The following is a 22,988-nucleotide window of genomic DNA, read 5'->3' on the forward strand; positions in this document are numbered from 1 at the left end:
TGCGTCATGGCCGAAATTCATGATGACGATCTCATTGTTCATACTGTTCATGGGACGTGGCCATATGGGTTTGTTCGCCATGTCGGTAGGCGCATCTTCGGCAGTCGCGCAAGTTCACGAAACAAGCCGTCCTGGTTCGAAGAAGGGTCAGGCTTCTGCAAAGATATAATCGGTCAGGTCAACAGCCCCATCGTATGGGTTCCCTTCTCTTGGAGTGGAAACAATTCTTTCCTTTCACGTCGGACCGCAGCCATTGAGCTTGCTGAACGTCTGAGGCTCTGGTTTCGCGAAAGACCCAATGCCCGCCACATTGTCATTGCACACAGCCACGGAGGTACAGTTGCCATCTCGGCCTGCAATATTTTAGCCAATTCAGACGACCCTCTGCCAGAAATTATAACGCTCGCAACTCCTTTCACGAGAATTTTTATTGCTGATGATCCTATATTCGTGATGGTAGCTAGGTATATGCTACTCCAGTATGGGCCAATCGCAGTAGCTTTGTTTACGGCGATTTGGGTTTATATACATCATTCCGCTGAAACGACACTGCTTACAAGCTTTTTATTGTCATTCTTATTTTTCTGGATTGTAGCTATCGTTGTCTACTTGCCAATTATAATAATTGGAATGTATCGAAAGAATTATATTAAGAAGCTTAGATATACAGACAGCCTATCAATCAAGCGAGCCCTACCTATTCAGAAATACAATCTGCTCGCATTGCGAGGAACTTTCGACGAAGCGAGTCTTTCGATTGCCACCTCCCAGTTTTTGCTGTTTGTTTCAGAAACTGTCATCATGCGCGGAATAGTTTCCCCCTTCTATAAAGTCGGAATATATTATAGATCGATCAAAAGGAGACATTTTGGTAAGAGAGCCAAACTCATTATCATTGGAATCATTGCCATTTTACTTTTACCCAATGTATTGCAAAATATAAATAACATCTATGACTTCTATAAAAATTATACTGATATAAGCGTTGATATTTCCAGCCATAGCAGCATACCCGTCATTGAGTCCGCTGTCTTATTCATTCTCGCTATATTTAACTACATAATATACTGGGGAATATTATTAGCTGACGTTGGCGGAATAATTTTTGCAGCGTACTGCGCTATTCTGCTTGTCGGTGCCGCTCTTCTTTTACCCGCCCAAATTGTTTTAGCGATTGCAGTTGGCAGTGAGGTTTTGAAGACTGCTGGTCTTGGCATTGTTGAGAGTGAACCAATCCCATCCGGCGTATCAGGCAGACTCATGACCATCAGTGCGACTGAGGCGGAAAAGGCTAGTGGTATCCACCTAACAAAAGAGTCCGCATGTACGATACGTGTTGTCGCGCAGTTTCTGAAGCGCCGTCCAAGAGATGCAATATCGTCGCCGGAGGTCATTACCACAATATCCGGATCGTTCTCGGGGATCAGCAGGAATGCCGGAGGATGATCCATCTTCTGAATCCATCGCGAAAAAAAGGACGCAAGATCAGTTTTGCGATTGAAATTTTCGACAGATTGCCGAATGGCCTCCTCAGTCGCCGACGAAACGGTGTTCCGGATAAGAGTGAGGGCAGCATTTGCATCTTTCGCATCAGAGACGCTTTGGAGGCGCGTCAGAATATGCTCATGAACCAAGGCTGGATCGAGATGTTGGATGATCTCAATCTGGGTTGCATTGATCGGGCCGGACTTCTGACGCAGTACATCACGCCTTACGCTGTGCTGCGGGTCGGCAAAAGTCTCGAACACGGTAAAGTAGAGATCGGGATTAGGGAGCGGATTATCGCCGATCCGATTGAGAACACCGAGAAGACCCTCTGGGACTGTTCCGAAGACGCTCCAGACAATCTCCCTCGCCCGATGAGAGGCCATCAAGGCACTGGCAATTCGCCCGTGCGGGTCATCATTGCAGACATGAGAACCAGTGGCTGCAAGGGGCTGGAGACGGGAGGCAAGGCGATCAGGACCGTCTCGGGTCAGGACGGCCAGGGCCGCAAAGATGGCCTGCCGCCGGAGGGTGGATGTGCAGAAGGTGAATGACAGGAAATTTGGATATTTCGTATCCAATTCGACGGCGATGCTCAGAGGCCAACCGGAAAAGGAACGGGGTCGAAGATGTTGGCTCGCCGTGTTTGGTTCCAATAGCAGGCTCCATGATGGTCTCGGATGAGACGAGACTCGCATGGAGGCTATTTTTAGCAACTAATTTCTGCTTCGACGACAGGACTGTCTGATCGACTATTTGGAGTCATCTGTTGCGCCGCCTACTCATATGTCTGCTTCTTATTCCATTACCTGCTTTCGCCCAGCGGATCACCGGTCAGGCAACTGTCATCGACGGTGACACTATCGAGATTGGTAAATCCCGCATCCGCCTACACGGGATCGATGCGCCGGAGAGTGGCCAAACGTGTCAGGATGCAAACAGGCGAGTTTATCGCTGCGGGCAGAAAGCAGCGTTTGCATTGGCCGACTGGATTGGTCGGACGACCGTCTCCTGTAAGCCCCGCGACACCGACCGGTATGGTCGGGTGGTCGCGGTCTGCTATGCCCGAGGGAAAGATATGAACCTATGGATGGTCCAGCAAGGATGGGCCATCGCTTACCAAGAGTACAGCCAGGATTATGTGCCGGACGAACTTACCGCGCGGCGTGTCCGAGCGGGAATGTGGACTGGAACCTTCGTGCCGCCTTCAGAGTGGCGCAAGGGACGACGCTGACTTGCACATAATCAAATAGTTAGAGGCAATGCCACCTGCGTCCGGCGGTAGTGAGCAGCGGAGTTGAGCCCGCACTATCCGAACTTATTGATCCGGCTTGGGTGCAGTTGAAACACTGGCGGCCATCGATAGGATCGAACAGGCCAGCCAAGCTCTGGCACAGTTCAAGATCACCCAAGCCGTCTCTATAAATCTCAATTCTCGGCAGGAGTTGACTCAGGCATATCGACAATTGCGAGGTGACTGCCACAAGGCGTGACCTACACTTTAGATATCTACCAAAGAGCTATGATTTCACCATCTTCAATCCATGACAAAGGCAACGCTATAAGTCATATTTTCCCGTCCAAGAGAAAAGAGACTCCATGGTTGAGACGACAGTACAAGTGAGTCCTCGTGAGCAAGCAGAACAAGCTCGCGATGAAGTTCGTGGCTATCGCATCAACATGAAGTATCTTGGGATCGCCTTCGTCAGCGAAGGGATTGTGATCGTCCTGTCCCTGGTTGGAGCCGTCCTGTTCGCCATCCAGTATGGCCACAATGACTGGGTTTTGATGGGCTTCATGTTCCTGGCTCCCATCGGGTACGCCGTGGTCGAGTTGACCCGCGTCCCGCTGGCGATCCTGGTCCGGACGCAGCCGAACTATTTCCTGAAGCTCCTGTTCTTCATCGGCATCCTCTGCGCGAGCGCCGTGACCACCAAGAGCCTGTCCCAGTTGGGCGAGATGATGTTCCGGCCCCGCATGATGGACGTGAACAAGGCCCGCCACGACTATCACGAGGCCATGGGCAAGCAGAATGCCTTCCAGGGTGCGTATGCCGCCCGTAAGGAGGTTCTTGATCAGGCCAACAAGTCCCTGACCTCTGCCAATGAGGTCGCGGCCAAGCAGGTCGATGCCCTGAAAGATACCGGCAAGGTCCAGATGTGCCCCACGACCTATACCTACCGGGATCGCAACGGCAAGACCCAGCGCGGCACCCGCACGGTTCCCTGCCCCGAGTCGGCAGCCTCCAAGGCCATTCGTGGTCAGATGGCGGACCAGCAGGGCTCGGTGACGGCAGCCCGCCTGGATGTCGATCAGGCCCAGAAGAACCTGCAAGCCCTTGGAACGGCGGAAGAGGTCGATGCCAACGTCATTGCTACCAGGAAGGTCTATGACGACGCCATCGCCCATTCGCAGCTTCACGCCTTCACCGGCATGTTCTTCGCCAAGGACCCGGCGGATGTGACCGAGGGCGAGCTTTTCAACTTCCTGCGCCTGTTCGTCTTCGTCCCGGCAATCTGCGCCTCTCTGGCCTCCACGCTGCTCGCCATGGGCTCCGTCACCCGGATCAAGCCGAAGAAGATCGCCCAGGTCGCTGCCGTCAAGGCCGCCCGCAGCGGTGTTCCGCTGACTGGTGGCCGGTATGTTCTTGACCCCCTCCACAAAGTAGTAGTGGAGAAGGCTATCGATTCTGTAGTTGATGGAGTGAAGAAGCCCGAGCCCTCTCCTCAAGCGACTTCAAACCTCAAAGTCGCATAAGAGAGGCCCTCGTGTCCGCACCAAACTACGTTTTCGAAGGCACGGAAGAGCAGAAGGCCTATGCGGCGGAGATGGTCAACAACCGCCTCCGCTCCGAATCCCGCCTCCTGAACGCCAAGGCCGGGCTCTGGTGGCTCAGTGGGGCAGGAGTGCTCCTGGCCTTGCTCGGCCTGGGTGTCGGCCTCGGCTTCTGGGGATATGCCCGCTACGCCGATGTGAGTTCGACCGCCGACAAGCTCGCCGACACGCTCGCGCAGGTCCTGTCGAAAGTGACTGTCGAAGCTAAAGGCGAGGTCTCCTTGCGGGACGGTGAGATGGTCCTGCTCGATGCCAATGGCCAGACCGTGAAGGTGGAGCCCGGCGGCACTGTTGCCCTTCAGCCCGGTGGTATCGTCGCTCGTCAACCGGGCGGCACGGTGCGCGTCGAGGATGGCCCGGCCATGGTCAGCAGCACCGACCAGACCTTCAAGCCGACCCAGCGCCAGCTTTATGGCTCGAACCCGACGCCGGAGCAGTTGAAGGAGGTCGTGGAGTTCACGCGGTTCACGAGAGCCCAGTACGGCAAGGGGACCGTGCACACCGGCTGGAACTATCAGTCGAGCCGGGACGACGCGCCCTCCGAGCAGTACTGCTACTATATCGAGTCGAACCCTGGCGTTGGGGAAACCAAGATCAATCTCGCCCAAGACGGGGTTCTGATCCCTGGCTCCAGTGATATGGTCAACAAGGCCGACGCCGCACGGTTCTGCCGCTGGTTCGACAGTTCGGCGACCAAGATGACGGCTAACGCGCCCGTCTCCACGCCTGCGGTCACCGGGCCTGCTCCGAAGACGGGACTGAGCCGTCCGATGCCTCCTCCCGGAACGGCCACCGCTGCGGACTGGCGCTCCTGGTGCAAGGACACCTACCCTGACTCGATCCAGAACTGGTGCATGACCACGTTCGCGCCCACGAACCCGAGGCCGCAACCGATCACGGAACCGGCCCCGGCGCAGCCTCCTAAGGCTGACCCCAAGGTTCCCGTGGTCAATGAGCGACTGCGGATGGACCCGGTTCAGCGAAAGGTCCTTTGATCCCGCACCATGCAACGCTGCTGATGGTGAATGGAATGAACTTGAACATGTCGGTTCGGAAATGCTTCCGGGCGGACTATCGATTTTCTATGCAGAAGGTACAGATCGTGAAGCGCGTGTTCGCTACCGCCATTGCCGCTGCCTTACTGACAGTTCCAGCCCTCGCACAGACGGGCAGAGATCGACCCTATTTTAATGATGCTGCGCTCGATTGGAAAGAACTCGATCCCTACCAACGGGTTCGCCTTCAGGTCTATTTGACGGCAGATGGTTATTGGAGCGGTGTACCGAACCAAGACTTTGGTAACCGGCTATACGACGCCATGGCAAAATTCCAGGCCGATCATGGTTTTCCTATCGCCGGTATGCTGACGGACGAGCAGATCGCTGTGCTGACGAAAGAGGCCGAGCCGAACCTGCGCCTCTGGGGTCTGCAAGAGATCGCGCATCCGGATCGGGGCGTTCCGATCTGGGTTCCGATGGGTTTAGGGCTCACTCAGAACCGGACTCGCGAAGGCTACGAATTCAATGACCCGCAGAAGCGGGTGTTCATGGCCTACAAGTACCTCGGCAATGTTGGCCTTAAGCAGGTTCATGACTACCTGTTGCAACAGGCGGTCGCGGATGGTTCAACCGTCCATTACGAGGTCCTGAAGAAGGATTTTTTTGTCGTGGCCGTCTACAAAGACGGTATCACCCGCTACATACGTTACCATCTTGATGGCACCGGCCTGCTTGGCTTCGCGTTCGCCTGGAATGACGACGGCGCGAAAATCTACGGTGAGCGGATCGTGACCCTGGTATCGTCGTCCCTGTGGGCGGTCGCCAACGGGGCTCCCTTTGTTACGCCTCCCACAGTCGTCCAGGAAGCAGCCAATCCCCCGGCGCAGCGCCTTGTTCCGAAAGAAGCTCCAAAGGCTGAGGCAGAGAAAGGCGCGGGCGGCGTGAAGTCCGGGACCGGCTTCTTCGTCACGAACTCCGGCTTCATCCTCACCAACAACCACGTGATTAACGGCTGCTCCAACGTGGCGGTGGTTTCCGACGACTACCAACCTACTCCGGCGAGGATTGTTGGGACCGACCCGACCAACGATCTGGCCCTACTTCAAGCCAACATCGTTCCCGGCACCGTTGCAACCTTGCGGCCTAATGCCCGTCTCGGTGAATCGGTTGCTGTGTTCGGGTATCCCTTGTCGGAGGTCTTGGCGAGTTCAGGCAACTTCACGCTAGGTAGCGTCACGGCATTGGCCGGTCTACGGGACGATACCCGTCACTTACAAATCCAGGCCCCGGTCCAGAGCGGTAACAGCGGTGGTCCGCTGCTCGATGCCAGTGGAAATGTGATCGGCGTTGTGGTGGCCATGATGGATGCCAAGCGCATGCTCGAAGTGACTGACACCCTGCCTCAGAACATCAACTTCGCGATCAAGACGAGCGTGGCGGCGAATTTCCTCGAAAGTAAAGGGGTCCAGTATGCTGTGGCGTCCTCTAACACGAATCCGATGAAGCCGGAGGATATCGCAGAGCGGGCAAAGAAGGTCAGTGTGATGGTGGTCTGCAAATAGGAGAATAGCCTATGTACATCCGTAAGCACGAAGACGGGTCATTCGTCGCCGAACTCGGCTGGTCCGATCCCCTCGTGACATTCCCCTCGTCCATCGACCACGACCGCGTCGTTCTTCATCGCGAGGTCCGGTCCTGGTTGGAGGAGAACACGCCCCTGTCCCAAGTGCGGGAAGGCGAGAAGGAAGTGGCGATTGCCTTCGTGAACGAGGAAGACGCCTGGGCTTTCAACAGCCGTTGGGGCCAGATCGAACAGGTTGCCGCAGAGTAATTTGCGGCCCCACCCCTCAATCCGTGGAGAAAACATGTTCAAGTGTATGGCTGCTGGTACCCTGTCCCTGTTCCTGTTTGCGTCTGAGCCTGCCTTGGCACAGACCACGCTCCGAGTCATGGGAGTTCGCAAGAACGATGTTCTCAACATTCGGGAGTTCCCGACGAACCAGAGCCGGATCGTCGGGGTGATCCCACCCGACGGTACCGGCATTGCGACAACTGGTGAACGAGAAGGCAACTGGGTTTTCGTTCAATACAATGGTGTTGAAGGGTGGACTTATACGGCCTTCCTGTCGCGCGAGGTCCGGCGCGGCGGGCCTATGTCTGAGTAGGAGGCTGCCGCAGAATAATCACGCTGCGGTACTTGCCCCCGATCAGCAGATCGCTCCGATCAAGGAAGGCTCCGGTGTGATGCATCGCACAGCAGCCAGTGTCTCACTGGAGGGCCGGACGGAGTGGCCGAGAGGCGGGGTGAGCGTCGTGAAGGATAAACGTCCCGTCTGGAAGATCACATAGCATCCAAGGTCCGCCCCCGCCGAGGCACCCTCAGCAACTGCGGCATTCCCTTAGTTCGTCGTTCAGCATTTTGAAGTATCGTACCGCTCAAAATGAAAGCAACGTTGTTCTATTGGGCAAGCCCTCATGTCGCCGCCTGTTACCGAGAGTGGCCTCCCTCGTTGGACGGAGTCAGATCGTCTGGCCACTCTTCGAACTTATGAGATTCTCGATACCGAACCGGAGGCTGCCTTCGACAATCTCGCAAAGATTGCCGCCCACGTCTGCGATGCTCCAATTGCTTTCATCTCCCTCGTCGATGAGAAGCGGCAGTGGTTCAAGTGCGAGATCGGCTTGAACGGGCTACAGCAGACCCCGCGCGAGATGGCTATCTGTGCCCACGCCATCCTCCAGTCAGACGTGTTCGTCGTTCCCGATACCACCAACGACCCTCGATTTGCCGGTAACCCTCTGGTCACAGGCGACCTGCACGTGCGCTTCTATGCCGGGGCTCCCCTTGTGACGGACGAGGGCCTACCCCTCGGCACACTCTGCATCCTCGACAACACGCCCCGTCCTAGCGGTCTCACGCCGTTTCAGACAGAGACCCTGGTTGCTCTTGCGGGTACCGTGGTAGACCACCTTAAGTTCAGAAGGATCAACAAGGTCCTCGAGCAGCACAAAAGGGAATTGATAACCCTCACTAACGCACTGCCGCAGATGATCTGGTCGGCTTGCCCGGACAAGCGCTCCGATCATAAGAACAGACGGTGGTACGAGTTTACCGGGATGGAGCCCGGTTCCGCCGGGGCGAACCACTGGGCCGACCTCATTCATCCCGAAGACCGGGAGCAGGTCGCAGCACTCTGGCGGCATTCTCTCCAGACGGGCGAGCCATACGAATGTCGTTACCGCCAGCGCCACCACTCGGGCGAGTACCGTTGGATTCTGTCCCGAGGCAACCCCGTATTCGATGATGAACAGCAGGTAAGACGGTGGTACGGAACCAATACGGACATCCACGAGTGGAAGAAAGCCGAAGAAGCTCTCGTTGAGAGCGAGAATCGTTATCGCGCCTTGATCGAGGCGAGCACCGCACTTGTCTGGCGCGCCGGGCCGGATGGTTCCATCATCCATGGTTCCCCTCAGTGGAAGGCACTCACCGGACAGGAACCTGAAAGGTCCGAAGGACACGGCTGGTTGGAGGCCGTTCACCCGGATGATCGGGATCAGGTGACAGCCGTATGGCATCAAGCTCGCGCCGATTGCCAATTGCTGCTGAACGAGTTTCGCCTCGGCAACAGCAGCGGGGAATACCGCTGGGTCCGCGCCAGAGGCGTTCCGCTGCTCAACGCGGACGGCAGTGTTCGAGAGTGGGTCGGTACCCTAGCCGACGTTCATGACCGGAAGCAGGCTGAGGACAGGCTCCGGGCCAGTGAAGAAAGGCTCCGGCTTGCAATTGAAGCAACATCTCTCGGCATCTGGGACATCGACCTCGTCACAGGTGAACGTCAATGGACCCCGGAGGCCCGAAAAATCCTGGGCATCGCAGCCGATTCTCCGATCACATCCGAGACGTTCCTGCCGTGCGTTCATCCTGACGACCGCGACCGCGTCAAAAAGTGGTTTGCCCGGCGCTCTCCCAATGGAGCACGAACCTATCAGGACCACTTCCGCATCATTCCGCCAGGGGCTGGAGAGGAGAGATGGATTGCCGCACTTGGCCGCGATGCCCTAGATGAGAATGATCAGCCCATTCGAAAGATCGGAACGGTCCAGGACATCACTGAGCGCAAGCGCGCCGAAGCTGAACTTGCTGAGAAGGCGGCGCTTCTTGAAGCGATTCTGGAGCACATGGACCAGGGCCTGATCATGGCGGATGCTGTCGACAGGGTGACGGTCTATAACAGACGCGCTCTAAACCTCCTCGATCTGCCGTCTGAGTTCATGGAAGATGGCCCTCTCGTTCAGGAGGTAAAAGCAGTCCAGAAGCGCATGGGGGATATCGCCCCTGAAGACAATGAGCTTCTGAAGTCAGCACAGACCGGAGGCTTCCTTTCCGATCCAAGCATCTACGAGCGAACCCGGAAAAACGGCACTGTTCTTGAAATCAGGACGGTACCACTCCCTGATGGTGGCGCAGTCCGCACCTACACCGACATAACCGCCAGAAGGGAAGCAGAAGGTGCACTTCGCGCCAGCGAGGAGCGTCTCCGCCTCGCTTTCCAGGCGGGTCGGATGTTCGCCTGGGAGCAGGACCTGATAACGAACCATGTCACCCGCTCGCAGCACACAGTCGAGTGGCTCGGAATTGGTTCTGGTCCGATCTCCGAATTCGTTGAGCGGTTCCATCCTGACGATCAGCATCTGCGTGAGCAATTTCTCGACCGTATCCTGGAGAGCGGCTCCGGCACGATGGAGTTCCGCTACATGCTTCCAGGCGGAAAGGCGTTGTGGCTTGGAACCCGAGGCGAGCGCGCTGGACGCAATCGGGTCATCGGTGTGACATTCGACATCACAGACCGTAAGCTGGCTGAGGAGGAAATCTGGCGGATCGCCAATCATGATCCCCTGACAGGCCTGCCCAACCGCATGCTGGCCCAGAAGAGGCTGGAGCAGGGTCTTGCCGACGCCAAACAACATGGCACCAGCTTCAGCCTTCTGGTCATCGATCTGGACGACTTCAAGGATGTAAACGACTCCTTCGGCCATGATGCCGGAGACGCTCTGCTGAAGGAAACTGCTGTCCGGCTGTCTGCTGTGGCAAGAGACGGCGACACCGTAGCCCGGCTTGGCGGCGACGAGTTCGTCGTTCTGCTGGCGGGCTCCTCATTGGAGCTTGCGGCGACGCTGGCCGAGGGCATCACAAAAAAGTTGAGCCAACCTGTGTCCTATGCGGGCCAGATGATCGCCAGTCGCGCCAGCATCGGGGTTGCTGCCTTCCCCGACCATGCGGCCGAAGCTGCCGATCTGGCGAAGGATGCAGACCTTGCCCTGTATCGCGCCAAGATCGAAGGCAGGAACCGTGTTGTGACGTTCTCGCCGGAGATGCGCGCTGCGACCGAGCAGCGAACCGCTCTCAGACGAGAGATGCGAGAGGCGGTCACCCTCGATCAGATCAAGCCCTTCTACCAGCCGAAGGTCTGTCTCTCGACAGGAGAGATCGTTGGCTTTGAGGCCCTCGCCCGTTGGGAGCACCCGATCAGAGGCCTTCTGACGCCCGCTAATTTCGGGGACATCTTTGACGACCCTGAGCTTGCCACCTTGGTCGGCAAGCGCCTGATCGGCAAAGTCGCCTCGGACATGCGGCGGTGGCTCAACAAAGGCCTGGGCTTCGGCCACGTGGCAATTAACCTGTCGCATGTGGAATTCATTCAACCCGGCTTGGCTGAGGACATCCTTCGTATCCTCGATCTTGCGAAGGTCTCACCAACGCACTTCGAGATCGAGATCACGGAAAAGGTCCTGCTCGATGTGCAAACCGACGCGGTCTCCTCGTCTCTGGAGAAGTTCCGGGCACGAGGGGTCCAGATCGCTCTCGACGACTTCGGCACTGGCTATGCCTCGTTGACCCACCTGAAGCAGTTCCCGGTCGATCATATCAAGGTGGATCGCAGCTTTGTGCAGGACATTGAGGAAGACCCGGATGATGAGGCTATCGTGACAGCGGTGGTCGGTCTCGGGCGCAGCCTGAACTTAAAGGTTACGGCGGAGGGCGTCGAGACCCTCGGGCAGGCGCAGCGGCTACGAGAGATGGGGTGCGCTAATGGTCAGGGATACCTCTATGCCAAGCCCATGGCAGCCGCCCAGGTGCCAGACTTCTTGGGAGGCTGGTCGGCCCGTCTGGTGCCAGCGAAGCGGCTGATCGTTGTGGAGGGGTGATGCAAGTTGGGAGGGCACCTTTTGATACTGCCCCTCGTACAACTCAGATTAAAACGAAGTTTGAAGTTGACCTAAGCTTTCCCTGCTTACCTGTTGGTGGTCGATGAGGAGCGCCAAACCTCGGATAGGGTGTGCAGCCACCAGTGCATGGACAGTTGGCCCCGGCGTCAGCAAAGGACACTCTCATATCCTGTAAGGCATTCGATCACCGCTTCAATCGTGCGACCGGCGGCCTGTAAGTAGAAGAGCCACCTGGAGTTCCAGGTGGCTCTGTTTGAGTTAAATCACGAAGAAGTCCTTGTATGTAATTTTCAGGTTCTTCGAGAGGGTTGCAATCTGCACCTGAGCTTGGGAACCGGTGCCGTCTGCGTCGTAGTACAGTGCGCCCGTCTTACTGTTAAAGATCAGGTGGTCATCCTTATCGTGGGCTTTGGTCCCGGCATAAAAGTAGCCGCTCTTGAGTGCTCCGGGCTTCGCTGTCGAACCCTTTCCAATCGTCTTGAAGATGGCGTTCTCCAAGTAGATTGAGTCATCCTTCACATTGAAGTCTGTGACTTTATCAATGTTGGACGACTTATTTGGTTTGGTGTCGAAGAAGAAGACATCTTTACCAGCGCCGCCAGTCAGGGTGTCCTTACCGGCTCCGCCAAAGAGCCAATCATTTCCGCCTCCGCCAACGATTGAATCGTTGCCGCCCATGCCACGGATCGCATCATTGCCATCAGTACCCGTGATAAGGTCGTTGGACGGCGTCGAATCTCCTTGGATCGAAGGGGCCACTGTAACCGTCACAGTCGGCCCTTGTGGACCCTGCGGTCCGGTCGGTCCCTGCGGTCCAGTTGGCCCTTGGGGGCCTTGCGGTCCCGTTGGCCCTTGAGGTCCTGGGTCACCCTTTGGCCCCTGCGGGAATGTGATCTGACCCTCAGGCATCTTCAGGAGGTCTGCTACGCTCAGCAGACCATCGCGGAAGTGGATCGACTCGATGTTGCGAATAATATCTTCGCCTTCGAAACCATCGAAGGTCCAAGTATCCCGGATTGTGATTGAACCATCACCGTTCAGCTTGAACATGTAGTCAGTCCGAGCACCAGAGAGGTTCAAGTAGTCAAAGCTCTCGCCGCCGTCGATGGTGTCGTTGTCCAAACCGCCGTCAATAGTGTCCGAGCCAGCCCCCCCGTAGAGGAGGTCATTCTCGCTGCCACCACGGATGGCATCGTTGCCCTCGCCACCATAGACGGTATCGTCGCCGCCGCCAGCGCGGATATCATCGTTGCCATCATCGCCAAGAATGGAGTCATCGCCCCAATTGGCATCAATGTAGTCGTCGCCAGCACCACCACTGATCTGATCATTTCCGGGGTTTTGCTGAGTGGTGTAATCGACGACTATGATGTCGTTCCCATCCTCGCCGTTGATCAGGAAGTTGCCGTTGCCGACATTGATCTGATCATCGCCACTGCCGCCGAAGACCTCAGAGTCGCCGTCAAAAGCACGAAGAACGTCATTGCCAGCGCCACCGTCGAGCCGGTCGTTGCCTCCATTGCCTTCAATGAAGTCGTCTCCGGCGAACCCATTGAGGATATTGTCGGCATAGTTGCCCGAGATCGCGTTGTTCAAGTCATTACCGTCGCCATTGAGGCCGACCGATACACCATCGTTGGTGACGTTTTCTTCGAGAATGAGGTTCTCTAGGTTGCTGCCCAGCTTGTAATCTTGGATTGACGATCTGACTGTATCGACACCCTGCGCAGCAACTTCCACGATGTGATCACCAACGTGATCGACACGGTAAACGTCGTTGCCATTGCCGCCTTTCATAATGTCCGCGCCGAGTCCGCCATCAATCGAATCTTCACCATTGCCGGTCGTGATCACGTTATTCTGATCGTTGGCCGTGATGCCAATGTCACCGGTTCCGGAGAATTTGATGTCTTCGATGTGCTCGTTCAGCCAAATGTTATGACCATATGCCTCACCGACGAATTCAACAGTGTCGTGGCCAGCGTTGAAATCTTCCGTGATCTCGGCCCCGCCATTCAGTTCGCCACCATTGATAACAACAACGTATAGGTCGTCTCCGGAGCCGCCTTCGAGATAATCACTGCCTCCCCCGCTGTAGAGAGAATCGTTCCCGTTCCCGCCGACGAGGGTGTTGTCGCGCTCATTGCCATGGCCGACAAAGCTGCCGTTTCCGGAGTATACAAGTCTCTCGATACCGTTGCCGATGGCATATTGGCCAAGACTCGTAACAACTGTGTCAGTTCCCATCCACTGACCACCAGCTTCCGTCACAACATCCCCAACATTGTCAACAATGTAGGTGTCACTTCCCATTCCACCAATGAGGGTGTCCGCTCCTGCCCCCCCATCGAGAGTAAATGCCCCGCCACCGACCGTTGAGCTTATTCTGATGGTATTATCGATGTCGTTCCCGACCAATGTCATTGGTCCCGGCACTGAAATTGCCGAAAACGTCAGGTTCTCGATGTTGTCTCCAAGTACATACCTCGGCTGCGGTTGCGGAGGCGGAGGAAGAGTCGGATCGGTAACGGGAACATACGGCGCATAGACGCTCGTCAGGATGACAGTATCAATTCCTTCGTTCGCACTCTCGATAACGATAGTGTCGGAACTGACCTTGTAAGTATCGTTGCCAGCGCCACCCTCTAGTGTGTTCGCCAAAGGATTGTTGTAGGTGTTGAGGGACAGGAAAACGTTGTCGAGGTCATTCCCAATCCCATGGAAATTTGACAAAGACATCGTGCCATTGCCGAGAGTTAAATTCTCAACATTTTCAGCCATGGTATAAGCCGATGTCGGCAAAGGTCCCATCATCGACTGAAAGACAATCGTATCTACACCAGCCCCTTGATCCTCGACTACGACCGTATTTGCATCAACGATGAAGGTATCATCGCCTAAGCCGCCTGCGAGCGTATCAGCAATTGGAGTGCCATTTGGATAGCTGCTGTTATTATAGCCGCCATCAAGAGTATCGTTGCCATTGCCGCCAAGAATGTTGTTGGCAAGACTATTTCCACTCCCAATGAAGTTGCCAATCCCGACGAACGACAGATTCTCGATTGTATACAGTGTTCCGGTGGGGCTCATATTGTTGAGCGAATAGGTATTCAGAGAAGTTTGGATACCGTCAACTCCGCCATTATCGTAAATTGTAACGTTGTTATGAGTGATTACATACAGTGTATTCTGCGGGCTCATGTAGTCATCGCCGCTAAGACTCTGACCGTCAAACTCACTATTGATTGTCTTGTCGTACATGCTCGCCCCTGAACTTTGTTTGCATTAGCCGCCGGGCATCTTTCGGTGATCGTTGGTAGCTGCTCATTAGAGCAGGCAGGTCATAGGTTCCTGCCAAATCAAAACTACCAATTGATGTAACATCACTTAAATCAATGCCTTGATCTATGGCAGAATCCTGCCGCAGATCGGACACATTTCTAGCAAGTTTCGTGGAATGTTTTCTCTAACATATGTTAGGTTGATGTACTTAATTAACCAAAGGCATATGTGTACCTTTATATCACATCGCCCTTAGGTTGCTTTAGGGAGAAGTATGAGGTCAGTCTGGGGCTTTAGCTCTCTGCTCCTCAGTGGCTATGAGGAGCGCATAACCTCAGCCTCCAAGCCCAATTACGGAACTATCGTGTTTGACATCCTCGTTGACCTCGACGGCACCACCATCAACTCCACGCCGGGGATTATCGGCTCCTATCAACATGCTGGAGAGCGCTCAGGCCGCTCACTGTGGCGCATTTGCCCCTTCGATGCTGACTTGAGTACTGTGGCCCAAGAGGTCGCGAGACTACTTGGTGCAGTTGAAACCGCCCAAATATGAACTGGTGTGGAATGCGAGAGATCGAGAACGCACTATTCGACCGCTGGGTTGATCACCGCTATCCTGGCTTCTTGAAGGATGGGGCAGGAAAGGATTTCGCGAGCCAGTCTTTTCGGATCGTATATCTTCTGAAGGAAGCCGTCTGTGAGCCAGCGACTGATCCCTTGATTCGGTTCAAATGGTGGGATTACCGGGACTTCATGAATGGTGGGGGACAAGCGGCGACTTGGAATAACCTGAGCCGCTGGACGGCTCACCTGTTGGACGGCGCTTCATATGGGGATGTAGCCGATATGCGAAAGGAGCAACGAACGCGCCTGCAACGTCGTATCGCGGCGGTTAATTTAAAGAAAATTCCTGGCACGAGCACGTCAGATATGAGTGAGATTGAGCACTTCGCTCTTGAAGACGCCCAATTTCTACGTGAGCAACTCTCGATCTATAGGCCCGACCTAATCGTGGCGTGTGGCACATTCGAAATTGCTGAGCGCGTACTCAATCTGACTCCGGCGGATCGAGTGAAGTGGGGAGAACGCCACTTCCATAGGAGGCATCCAGACTTTGGGGTCCTCACCAGCTTTTGGCATCCTCAATCGCGCCTTTCGAAGAAGAAGCTGTTCAGGTCCTTTACTGAGATGGTAGCTGCTCTGAAAGCCGATGGCATGCTGATGGCGAACTCGTTCAGTTCAGACGCTGCATGAGTCTGGTACCTAATCTCCATCGCCTGCTTGGGAAGGAATAACACATGGGAGCGTCTTCGGGCCTAAACATGTCTTTCCCTAGCCGCCTTGGTCTCTTCTGGTTCGTGGCTGATGGGTCTACCAAGTCTCAGTTTTTATCTTTGTCCCGGCCTTGGGCTGAGATTCCTGAAATCGCTGGCTTCAAGACCCTCGATGAGGGGCATGTGGATGTCTGGCCCTTACTCCGGCGGCAGAGTCATTTCTTACGATCCTTCGAGTATGAAGCATTCCCACGTGGCCGCGTGAATTGGGCGGCAGAGGACAATACATGGCTCCTTCTGCTCGACCCGAAACTGAACAGCCGTCCTTTTGTCTCACATATCATCAGCCTGTGGCACCTGCCCACGGACCGACTCAAGGTCATGACCGATCCGCACTACCGCAGTTCGGAACAGGTGGGACCGCCGCCGGAGACAATCCCTTGAGAGGCCGCATACCCTTGCGAGAAACGATGTTTGCGCTCCTCGACTTGGGTTAATCGCCTCTCCGGCGCGCATCGATGATCGTGATAAGGTCTGACCTGTACTTCTCCCGAAGCTGGCGGATTAAGGTCCCTGCCGATCTTTGGCCGTCAAATCAGAAAACGCCGCATTTTTCCTTTCTCCACCCGACATTTCCGGAGCGCATTATCAACGACTGCCACTGAGGATTGCCTGAATTCGATCCGTGGCCTCACATAAGCAGCCCAGGAGACCGGCGCGGACGGCGACCGTCCAGAGGTTCAAGGAGCAGGTCTGCGCCGAGATCGTAGCATGATCGATAAAATCAAGTTTGGCACAGCCTGGGAGATCAGCCTTTACGTCACCGTGCTCCAGACACATGGATCGAAGTGGCGAAGGGTACAACCCTGCCGCTCAGGATGAACGAACATGAGAAGCGGGCTCTCTTCGGTACGCCCGATTTGGTTTTCGAGATCATGAAAAGCCCCAGATCGCTCTGGGGCTTTTTTCTTTTTCTGAGGACGCTCTCGTCAAATGACGACGAAATCCTTGTTAGTCAGTGCATGGTTTTTGCTAATCGTGGCGAATGCTACGGAAGCGCCCTTCCCTGACCCATCAGCGTCGTAGTAGAGGACACCACTATCTTTGTCGTAGACGATCCGGTCATCCTTATCGTGCGCCTTACCGGTATTATTGGTCCAGAAGGCCGACGACTTCAGGGTACCATTGGAACCCACCTTCGTGAAAACGGCGTTGTCTAGGCGGATCGTGTCATCGACCACCTTGAAGTCCAGGATGGCATCCTTGTTCGTGCTTTTATGTGGCTTGGTGTCGAACACGAACGAATCTTTACCTGCGCCACCATAAAGCTTGTCGTTGCCGATCCCTCCGTAAAGGAAATCGTTTCCTTTGCCGCCCTTCAGAATGTCGTTTCCAGCGTAGCCCTTGAGATGGTCCGCACCCGCCGTGCCGTTGAGGCTATCGTGTCCCGCGTAGGTCTCTTCCGGAGAAGGCGGGGTAGGAGGCAGCAGGACGACCGGTGGCGTGACGGCAGGGAGCAATGCAGAGATGTTGAACACGCCGTTCGAGAAGCTCACCAATTCAGCATCATAGACCGTGTCGGAGCCGGACGCCCCGGTTAGGTCAGTGATCTGGATCGACCCGTCATAGTTACTTGAGAAAACAAAGTTTGAGCTAAGCCCATTGTAGTAGATCAGATCGGTACCTGCACCAGCATTGATCAAGTCGTTGCCAGCGCCGCCGTTGATTTCGTCATTTCCACCATACGTGTAAACAAAGTCATTACCATTTCCGGCGAACACGTAGTCGTTGAAATCATTGCCGTCGATGGAGTCGCCATCGGCCATGATGACATCGTAGGAAACGTTGAGGCCAATCACCGCCGCCGACGAGCCAACTAGGTTGAGGTTCTTGCCCTCGAACAGAGTGACACCATTCTTGCCTGCGCGAATCATATCGACAGCGTAATAATCCACAGCAAGCCATTTATAGTGGATATCGTACTGAGTAATGACCGGATTGTAGTTCATCCCGAATAGTGCGGTCCCATACCCAGTCGACGAGTCATACTGGTCATCAATCCAATAAGAGCTTTCTCCCTCGTAGGACAAACCGAACGCGGCATAGCGCATATCAATGCCTTGGCCTGCGAGATTTGAGATCGAAAAGTTCGCCATAATTTGAAGTTCGCCCTAATACTTGTTTGTGGACACACATCAGCCCAACGCTAACATAGCTAAACACCATTAATCGGCAACAAATCCGGTCAGCAACTTTCGTCGCAAGGTGGTGCCGGGTAGTGGATTTGAACCTCAGGCTTCCCGCTGTGTGACAATGCCGGTCCTGACAGTCGGCACCACGGACATCTCCTACACGCTCAAGCGATCTGGGGCGGCGAGGCGGGCGCGGATTACCGTGACGCCGGGGGCTGTCGAGGTCGTGGTGCCGACCTCGGCGACGGACGATGAGATCGCCGGGGTGCTGCACCGCCGCCGGGAGCGGCTGCTCGACCAGACGCGGAGCATGGCGTCTCGTGTGACGATGACGCCGAAGGTGGCCCACTTCGTCACGGGAGCCAAAATTCCCTACCGAGGCCGATTGATGCGGCTCAGGGACGAGCCATCCGATGGAAGCTTCGTCGAGGTCTCATTCCGGAACGGGTTCCTGGTCGGATGCCCGCGCGCCATGCTCGAAACATCCCGCGACCCGTTGATTGAAAGTGCATTGCGACTCTGGCTGCGCAAAAGGCTACGAGAAGATGTAACGGCCTTTGTCCGGCAGCATGGGGAGCCCAACGGTCTCAAGCCGACGCGGCTCGAGATCAAGAGCCAGAAACATCTCTGGGGAAGTTGTGGGCGGGACCGGGTTGTCAACTTGAACTGGCAGTTGATCTTCGCGCCGAAAACCGTCCTGGAGTACGCAGTTGTCCACGAACTCTGCCATCTCCGGCATCGTACTCATGACCAAGCGTTCTGGAATTTGGTCGGCAGCATCCTGCCTGATTGGGAGAGCCGAAAGACGTGGCTGGACAGGAACGAGCACTTCCTGGAACTGCAACGAGTGGAGACCGAATAGACTCTGTTCCACTCACATGGTCGGTGTAGTACATCGTGAGTCAGATTGGTAAGCGCGCTTCGCCGGAGAAGTACACTCATGAGCCCTAGAACCGAGCACATGACTTTCAGACCAGGATACGAGACTGCCGTACACAATCTCGTGGTCAAGTTGGTTGGCGAGCTAACGCTATACCAAGATACCGCGTTATCGCGAACAGTGGAGATTGTAGAGCAAACGGAAACATCGCTTGTCGTTATATGCGAAAGCAAAATGCTGCTGGATGGCAGCGATGATCTTCCCGCAATAGGCTTGAAGAGCGAGGTATATGTCGAGACATGGACAATACGTCTGACGTGGCCCTCTCGGGACGAATGTGAGGCGTTGTCTCAGGATTTTGAATGGGAGATGGTTCAGCAGAAGGACAGTGGGCTCACCTGGGACGATCCCGCAATCTCGGATGACCTCGTTCAAGAAGCCATCGAAAGGCTTTGGGAGCCGGACGTTGCTGACAATCTGATTGAATGGTTTGGCGATAGCTCCAAGGTTCAATGGGACCTGTATCCGGCGCGGCTACGCCCCTTTCTTCAATCCTGCCTGGAGAAGCATGGAGGGACTGGTGCGACGAACGCCTAGCCGCCGTCGCCTCTCTTCACCGCAAGCGGGTCCGGCTCCATCCTCCTGGTTCACTGGTACTATAGAGATAGCCTCACACGAAACGACGTTTTCGGTCCAAAGTCGGGACTAATCGCCGTTCCGGCGCGCATCAATGACGGTGATCAGGTCTGAGTGGTACTTCTCCCGAAGCTGGCGGATCACAGTCCCTGCCGACCTTGCACCGATCTTCCCAGCCAAAAAGCGCCGCATCCTCCCTTCCTCAACCCTACATTTGCGGAGGGCATCCCCAACGACCTTTGTTGAGGGCTGCCTGGACTCGATCCGTGGCCTCACATAGGAGGCGGCGCAGGCCTGCCAGCGGTCATTGATTGGAGCCGCACCCCTAATTGCAACAAGCACATCGAACTCGTCGGCAAGAGCCGGGCGTGAAGGTCCAAGGAACGCCAATAGGGTTACAGCAGCGAAGAGTTTTCGGTTTAGCCTTGGGGATTTCATCGGCGGACACCGGGGGCCTGCCCGCCGCTCAGGTCGCTTCGCCCAGTTCGCCATGACATTCCCCTTCTATGGAGGCAATCGTCAGGCCTTCGGCTTAAGGAAGCACTACTTTGTTCATGTCGATGGCGCTTATCAATCCAGGTGAAACTTGCATCGGACCACCTGCACGGTCCTCAGGGTGGCAGTGGGCAGCGTCACTTCAATTGTCCCTGCGGTCAATTTCGTCGATCCCGTCTCGGACCCCCTCCACAAAGGCCAACCTTTTCTCGCGAAACAAAGGGTCTGCTCCGTCAGCGGCCTCTTCCATTCCCGTATCAGCATCCTCATCCAGGTACCCCCGTCGCTCTGCCAATCTAGTCGCTCGGGTTCGACTTTCCGACAGGTGAACGAAACGATCTGTCTCGGAGATGAACTGGGCCGCCGAGCGGTTCCGATCTATACGCTGACAAGAGCGTAGACATTGTTTGCCGAGTCTCAGGCCGAGGGCGTAGATGTCTGACCATTGCGCGGCATCGAGCGGAAGTAGGTCGCCTCCGAAAATCAATCGCGTTCTGGCTTGCGGCAAAGATTTTCTGTCTTTGGGCTCTTCGTGATCAGGGGTGAGATTTGGATTTACGGTACCATTTTGGTCAACCGTCCATGCTGGCTCAGAAGGCTGTTCGTTTGTGTCGAGCGCGGATTGCGGAAGAGCCTGTACAGCAGGAGGGCGGAGTCGGTCGAGAGCGCGACCAGCCTCACCGTGCCCCTTCAGTGCGGCGCGCTTATACCAGCGCCGAGCGGCAGCCAAGTCCATTGGGAAAGCCTTGCCCTCCTCGAATAGAACCGCCACTCGGAACTGTGCATCGGCATCCCCGCTTCGGGCGAGGTTGAGGAGATGCTCTGGATCGAGACTGCCTGAACCATCGTTTTCCGATTCCGGAGTTGCCGGGATTTCATCTGTCGCATTGGGTGAGCCATTTTCATCTGGACTTGTAGAATCCTCCGATGCCGTTGGGGCGACTATGGCATGATCCTCGGGATCGGGGCTGCCATTGAGGATGAAGCCTTTCGGTGCCTTAGATGAGTTCCGGCGATTGTACGGAGAAATATAGATCGTCGCTAAATGCCGCCCTGTCGGGTTTGCAATGGCATATCCATCGATAGGATGAGACGATACCTGTGATATCCAGGAGCCCCTCCTGTCATAGGTGATTGTCGAGCCGTCCGGTGTTCGCAAACGTTCTAGGTAGGCTCTGCTGCCGAGGATTCCCTTGCATGGAATTGGGTTGCTAACCTCTAAGCCGCCAAACTCGCCATAGCTGCCCGGCAGTTGGTCCGTATCCACACCAGCACTGCTCATCATCTCCATCAGGTCGGTAAGTTCGCGCTTTGGCACTTGCCGTGAAGGGCGGTTCTTTGTTGCCCTTGCTGCGGATGGAACGAGTACTGGCCAAAAGAAGACGACTCCGAGAGCTAGAATGAGTGAGAAAGCAAGCAGCTTCCATTTCGGAGGATGTTGTAGCTTAATTGACGCTAATTCTTCTCGCAGTGCTACAGCGGCAGGTCCGACAATAACCAGGGTTGCGCCAATAGTGATATACATAACAACAATTATGGCGAGCATGTCGGTCATCTTGAATCTTCATAATTGATTGTTATACCAGACGCGACGCTACCAGTTTTGTTTCCACTTCGAATATGCCCAGAAGGAACTACTGCTTCTGGACGAGGGTAATGCTGCCTTTGGATAACGGACGAGAAGTCCCCAAAATGCCGTCCAGGGTTGTAAGAGGGCGGAGCGCCCCACGTATCCCGCTACATTGCGTCATAGCTTCGGAAAGCCCAGACCAATGAGGCTGGAGTTAGCGCTTCCAAATTGGGAATGGATGCTGCTATCCTGGCTTGAAAAGATGTTGCGTCTGTGGGGGAGCAATGGACGTTTTTGCCTTTCGTGACGAGCTTGTCACGGCTTACGAGCGGTTCACACGGTCTTTCGTCCGAATTCAAGCCTCAGACATCAAAGCCCATGTTGATCAGGGCCTCACACGCGACTAGCTTCGCTATATCTTGGACCCTACCGACATTTACGGCTCGGACTTTCCCTCTGAGACGTTCCGTGTCCTCAAGGACAGGGAACTCCGGCAGTTTGGCGGCGATTTCCGCATCGCTCGACTTGTGCTTCAGGCATGGGATCGGTTCTCGGCAGATGGAACATTCACGAGTTTTGCAGGCGGCGGGCTGCGTACTGTAGCTTAATATCTTGACCGAATAGGTAATCTCCAGAATGAGGCGCACACTACCGGTAGAGTATGGACGTAAGTCTCCTCAGGAAATCAAAGAGGCTCGCGAGGCAATCAACGGACTACGTGTATTCCGAGACCAACTCCTGCACGTAGTGCAGGGCGACGCAGAGTTCTTTGATCCAGGTTTTCACTTAGACCTTGAGTCGAGAAAAGAGATCGCCCGAAAGTTGAAGCACGTCAACCAAACATGCTTTGGTCATTTCTTGCTCCTCAAACATGAATTTAGCCTAAAGCTGATCTATACGATTGATGGGTACTTGGCAGCAGTCGAGGTTGAAAACCCTTTATCGACATACCTCTTAGAGGCTGACTGAAAAAGGTTGGGTGGCCTCAAGCCCCTGTGATTCCGTCGGATTTGCGAAGATTCGATGGAGGTCAAGATGGTTTGGACCGAGGCCACTCGCCGACAGTATCGGCGAGATGAACTGCGCTATGCAAGCAATCTCACGGAT

The 22,988-nt window shown here is 55.3% G+C and carries 16 protein-coding genes; 12 read left to right on the forward strand and 4 right to left on the reverse strand.

Annotated elements, in window-relative coordinates; translation table 11 throughout:
• Positions 1–6 precede the first annotated feature (6 nt).
• The 9 genes from KHP60_RS16005 (at position 7) to KHP60_RS16045 (ending at position 11,528) form a co-directional block, all read left to right on the forward strand.
• Positions 7–1,446 (forward strand): hypothetical protein, encoded by a 1,440-nt coding sequence (locus KHP60_RS16005; protein WP_213565320.1) that lies wholly within the window; start codon positions 7–9, stop codon positions 1,444–1,446.
• Positions 1,443–2,039: a hypothetical protein gene (locus KHP60_RS16010; protein WP_213565321.1), complete on the forward strand. Its 597-nt coding sequence runs from the start codon at positions 1,443–1,445 to the stop codon at positions 2,037–2,039. Before KHP60_RS16005 ends, KHP60_RS16010 begins: the two co-directional genes overlap by 4 nt.
• Positions 2,040–2,254: 215 nt before the next feature.
• Positions 2,255–2,719 (forward strand): thermonuclease family protein, encoded by a 465-nt coding sequence (locus KHP60_RS16015; RefSeq protein WP_249688834.1) that lies wholly within the window; start codon positions 2,255–2,257, stop codon positions 2,717–2,719.
• 446 nt (positions 2,720–3,165) lie between these two features.
• Positions 3,166–4,242, forward strand: a complete 1,077-nt coding sequence (locus KHP60_RS16020) for an ATPase (RefSeq protein WP_213565322.1) — start codon at positions 3,166–3,168, stop codon at positions 4,240–4,242.
• An 11-nt stretch (positions 4,243–4,253) separates the two neighbouring features.
• Positions 4,254–5,315, forward strand: a complete 1,062-nt coding sequence (locus KHP60_RS16025) for a hypothetical protein (RefSeq protein ID WP_213565323.1) — start codon at positions 4,254–4,256, stop codon at positions 5,313–5,315.
• Between the two features lie 35 nt (positions 5,316–5,350).
• On the forward strand, positions 5,351–6,880 hold the full coding sequence (locus tag KHP60_RS16030; RefSeq protein WP_249688836.1) for a serine protease: 1,530 nt from the start codon (positions 5,351–5,353) through the stop codon (positions 6,878–6,880).
• A gap of 11 nt (positions 6,881–6,891) precedes the next feature.
• Positions 6,892–7,149, forward strand: coding sequence for a hypothetical protein (locus tag KHP60_RS16035; protein WP_213565324.1), 258 nt, complete (start codon positions 6,892–6,894; stop codon positions 7,147–7,149).
• 34 nt (positions 7,150–7,183) lie between these two features.
• Complete coding sequence (locus KHP60_RS16040) at positions 7,184–7,483, forward strand: SH3 domain-containing protein (protein WP_213565325.1); 300 nt, start codon at positions 7,184–7,186, stop codon at positions 7,481–7,483.
• A 310-nt stretch (positions 7,484–7,793) separates the two neighbouring features.
• Positions 7,794–11,528, forward strand: coding sequence for an EAL domain-containing protein (locus tag KHP60_RS16045; RefSeq protein ID WP_213565326.1), 3,735 nt, complete (start codon positions 7,794–7,796; stop codon positions 11,526–11,528).
• Positions 11,529–11,807: 279 nt separating this feature from the next.
• On the opposite strand, the gene KHP60_RS25515 is transcribed toward KHP60_RS16045, so the two are convergent.
• Complete coding sequence (locus KHP60_RS25515; protein WP_213565327.1) at positions 11,808–14,810, reverse strand: calcium-binding protein; 3,003 nt, start codon at positions 14,808–14,810, stop codon at positions 11,808–11,810.
• A 588-nt stretch (positions 14,811–15,398) separates the two neighbouring features.
• On the opposite strand from KHP60_RS25515, the gene KHP60_RS16055 reads away from it, so the two are divergent.
• Complete coding sequence (locus tag KHP60_RS16055) at positions 15,399–16,088, forward strand: hypothetical protein (protein ID WP_213565328.1); 690 nt, start codon at positions 15,399–15,401, stop codon at positions 16,086–16,088.
• Positions 16,089–17,097: 1,009 nt separating this feature from the next.
• Here the strand turns inward: KHP60_RS16055 and KHP60_RS25520 are convergent.
• Positions 17,098–18,264, reverse strand: coding sequence for a calcium-binding protein (locus KHP60_RS25520; RefSeq protein ID WP_283770716.1), 1,167 nt, complete (start codon positions 18,262–18,264; stop codon positions 17,098–17,100).
• Positions 18,265–18,421: 157 nt separating this feature from the next.
• Here KHP60_RS25520 and KHP60_RS16065 point away from each other — a divergent pair, with 157 nt between their 5' ends.
• Together KHP60_RS16065 and KHP60_RS16070 are read left to right on the forward strand one after the other, a co-directional pair.
• Positions 18,422–19,162, forward strand: a complete 741-nt coding sequence (locus KHP60_RS16065) for a M48 family metallopeptidase (RefSeq protein ID WP_213565343.1) — start codon at positions 18,422–18,424, stop codon at positions 19,160–19,162.
• Positions 19,163–19,261: 99 nt separating this feature from the next.
• A complete protein-coding gene (locus KHP60_RS16070; RefSeq protein WP_213565329.1) occupies positions 19,262–19,777 on the forward strand; it encodes a hypothetical protein in 516 nt (171 codons plus the stop codon).
• Positions 19,778–19,885: 108 nt separating this feature from the next.
• Here KHP60_RS16070 and KHP60_RS16075 read toward each other — a convergent pair whose 3' ends face one another.
• Together KHP60_RS16075 and KHP60_RS16080 are read right to left on the reverse strand one after the other, a co-directional pair.
• Entirely contained in the window at positions 19,886–20,308 is a 423-nt protein-coding gene (locus KHP60_RS16075; RefSeq protein WP_213565330.1) for a hypothetical protein, read from the reverse strand.
• A gap of 145 nt (positions 20,309–20,453) precedes the next feature.
• Positions 20,454–21,866, reverse strand: a complete 1,413-nt coding sequence (locus KHP60_RS16080; RefSeq protein WP_213565331.1) for a tetratricopeptide repeat protein — start codon at positions 21,864–21,866, stop codon at positions 20,454–20,456.
• Between the last annotated feature and the right edge of the window lie 1,122 nt (positions 21,867–22,988).

The organism is Microvirga sp. 3-52, from assembly GCF_018383585.1.
GTDB lineage: Bacteria > Pseudomonadota > Alphaproteobacteria > Rhizobiales > Beijerinckiaceae > Microvirga.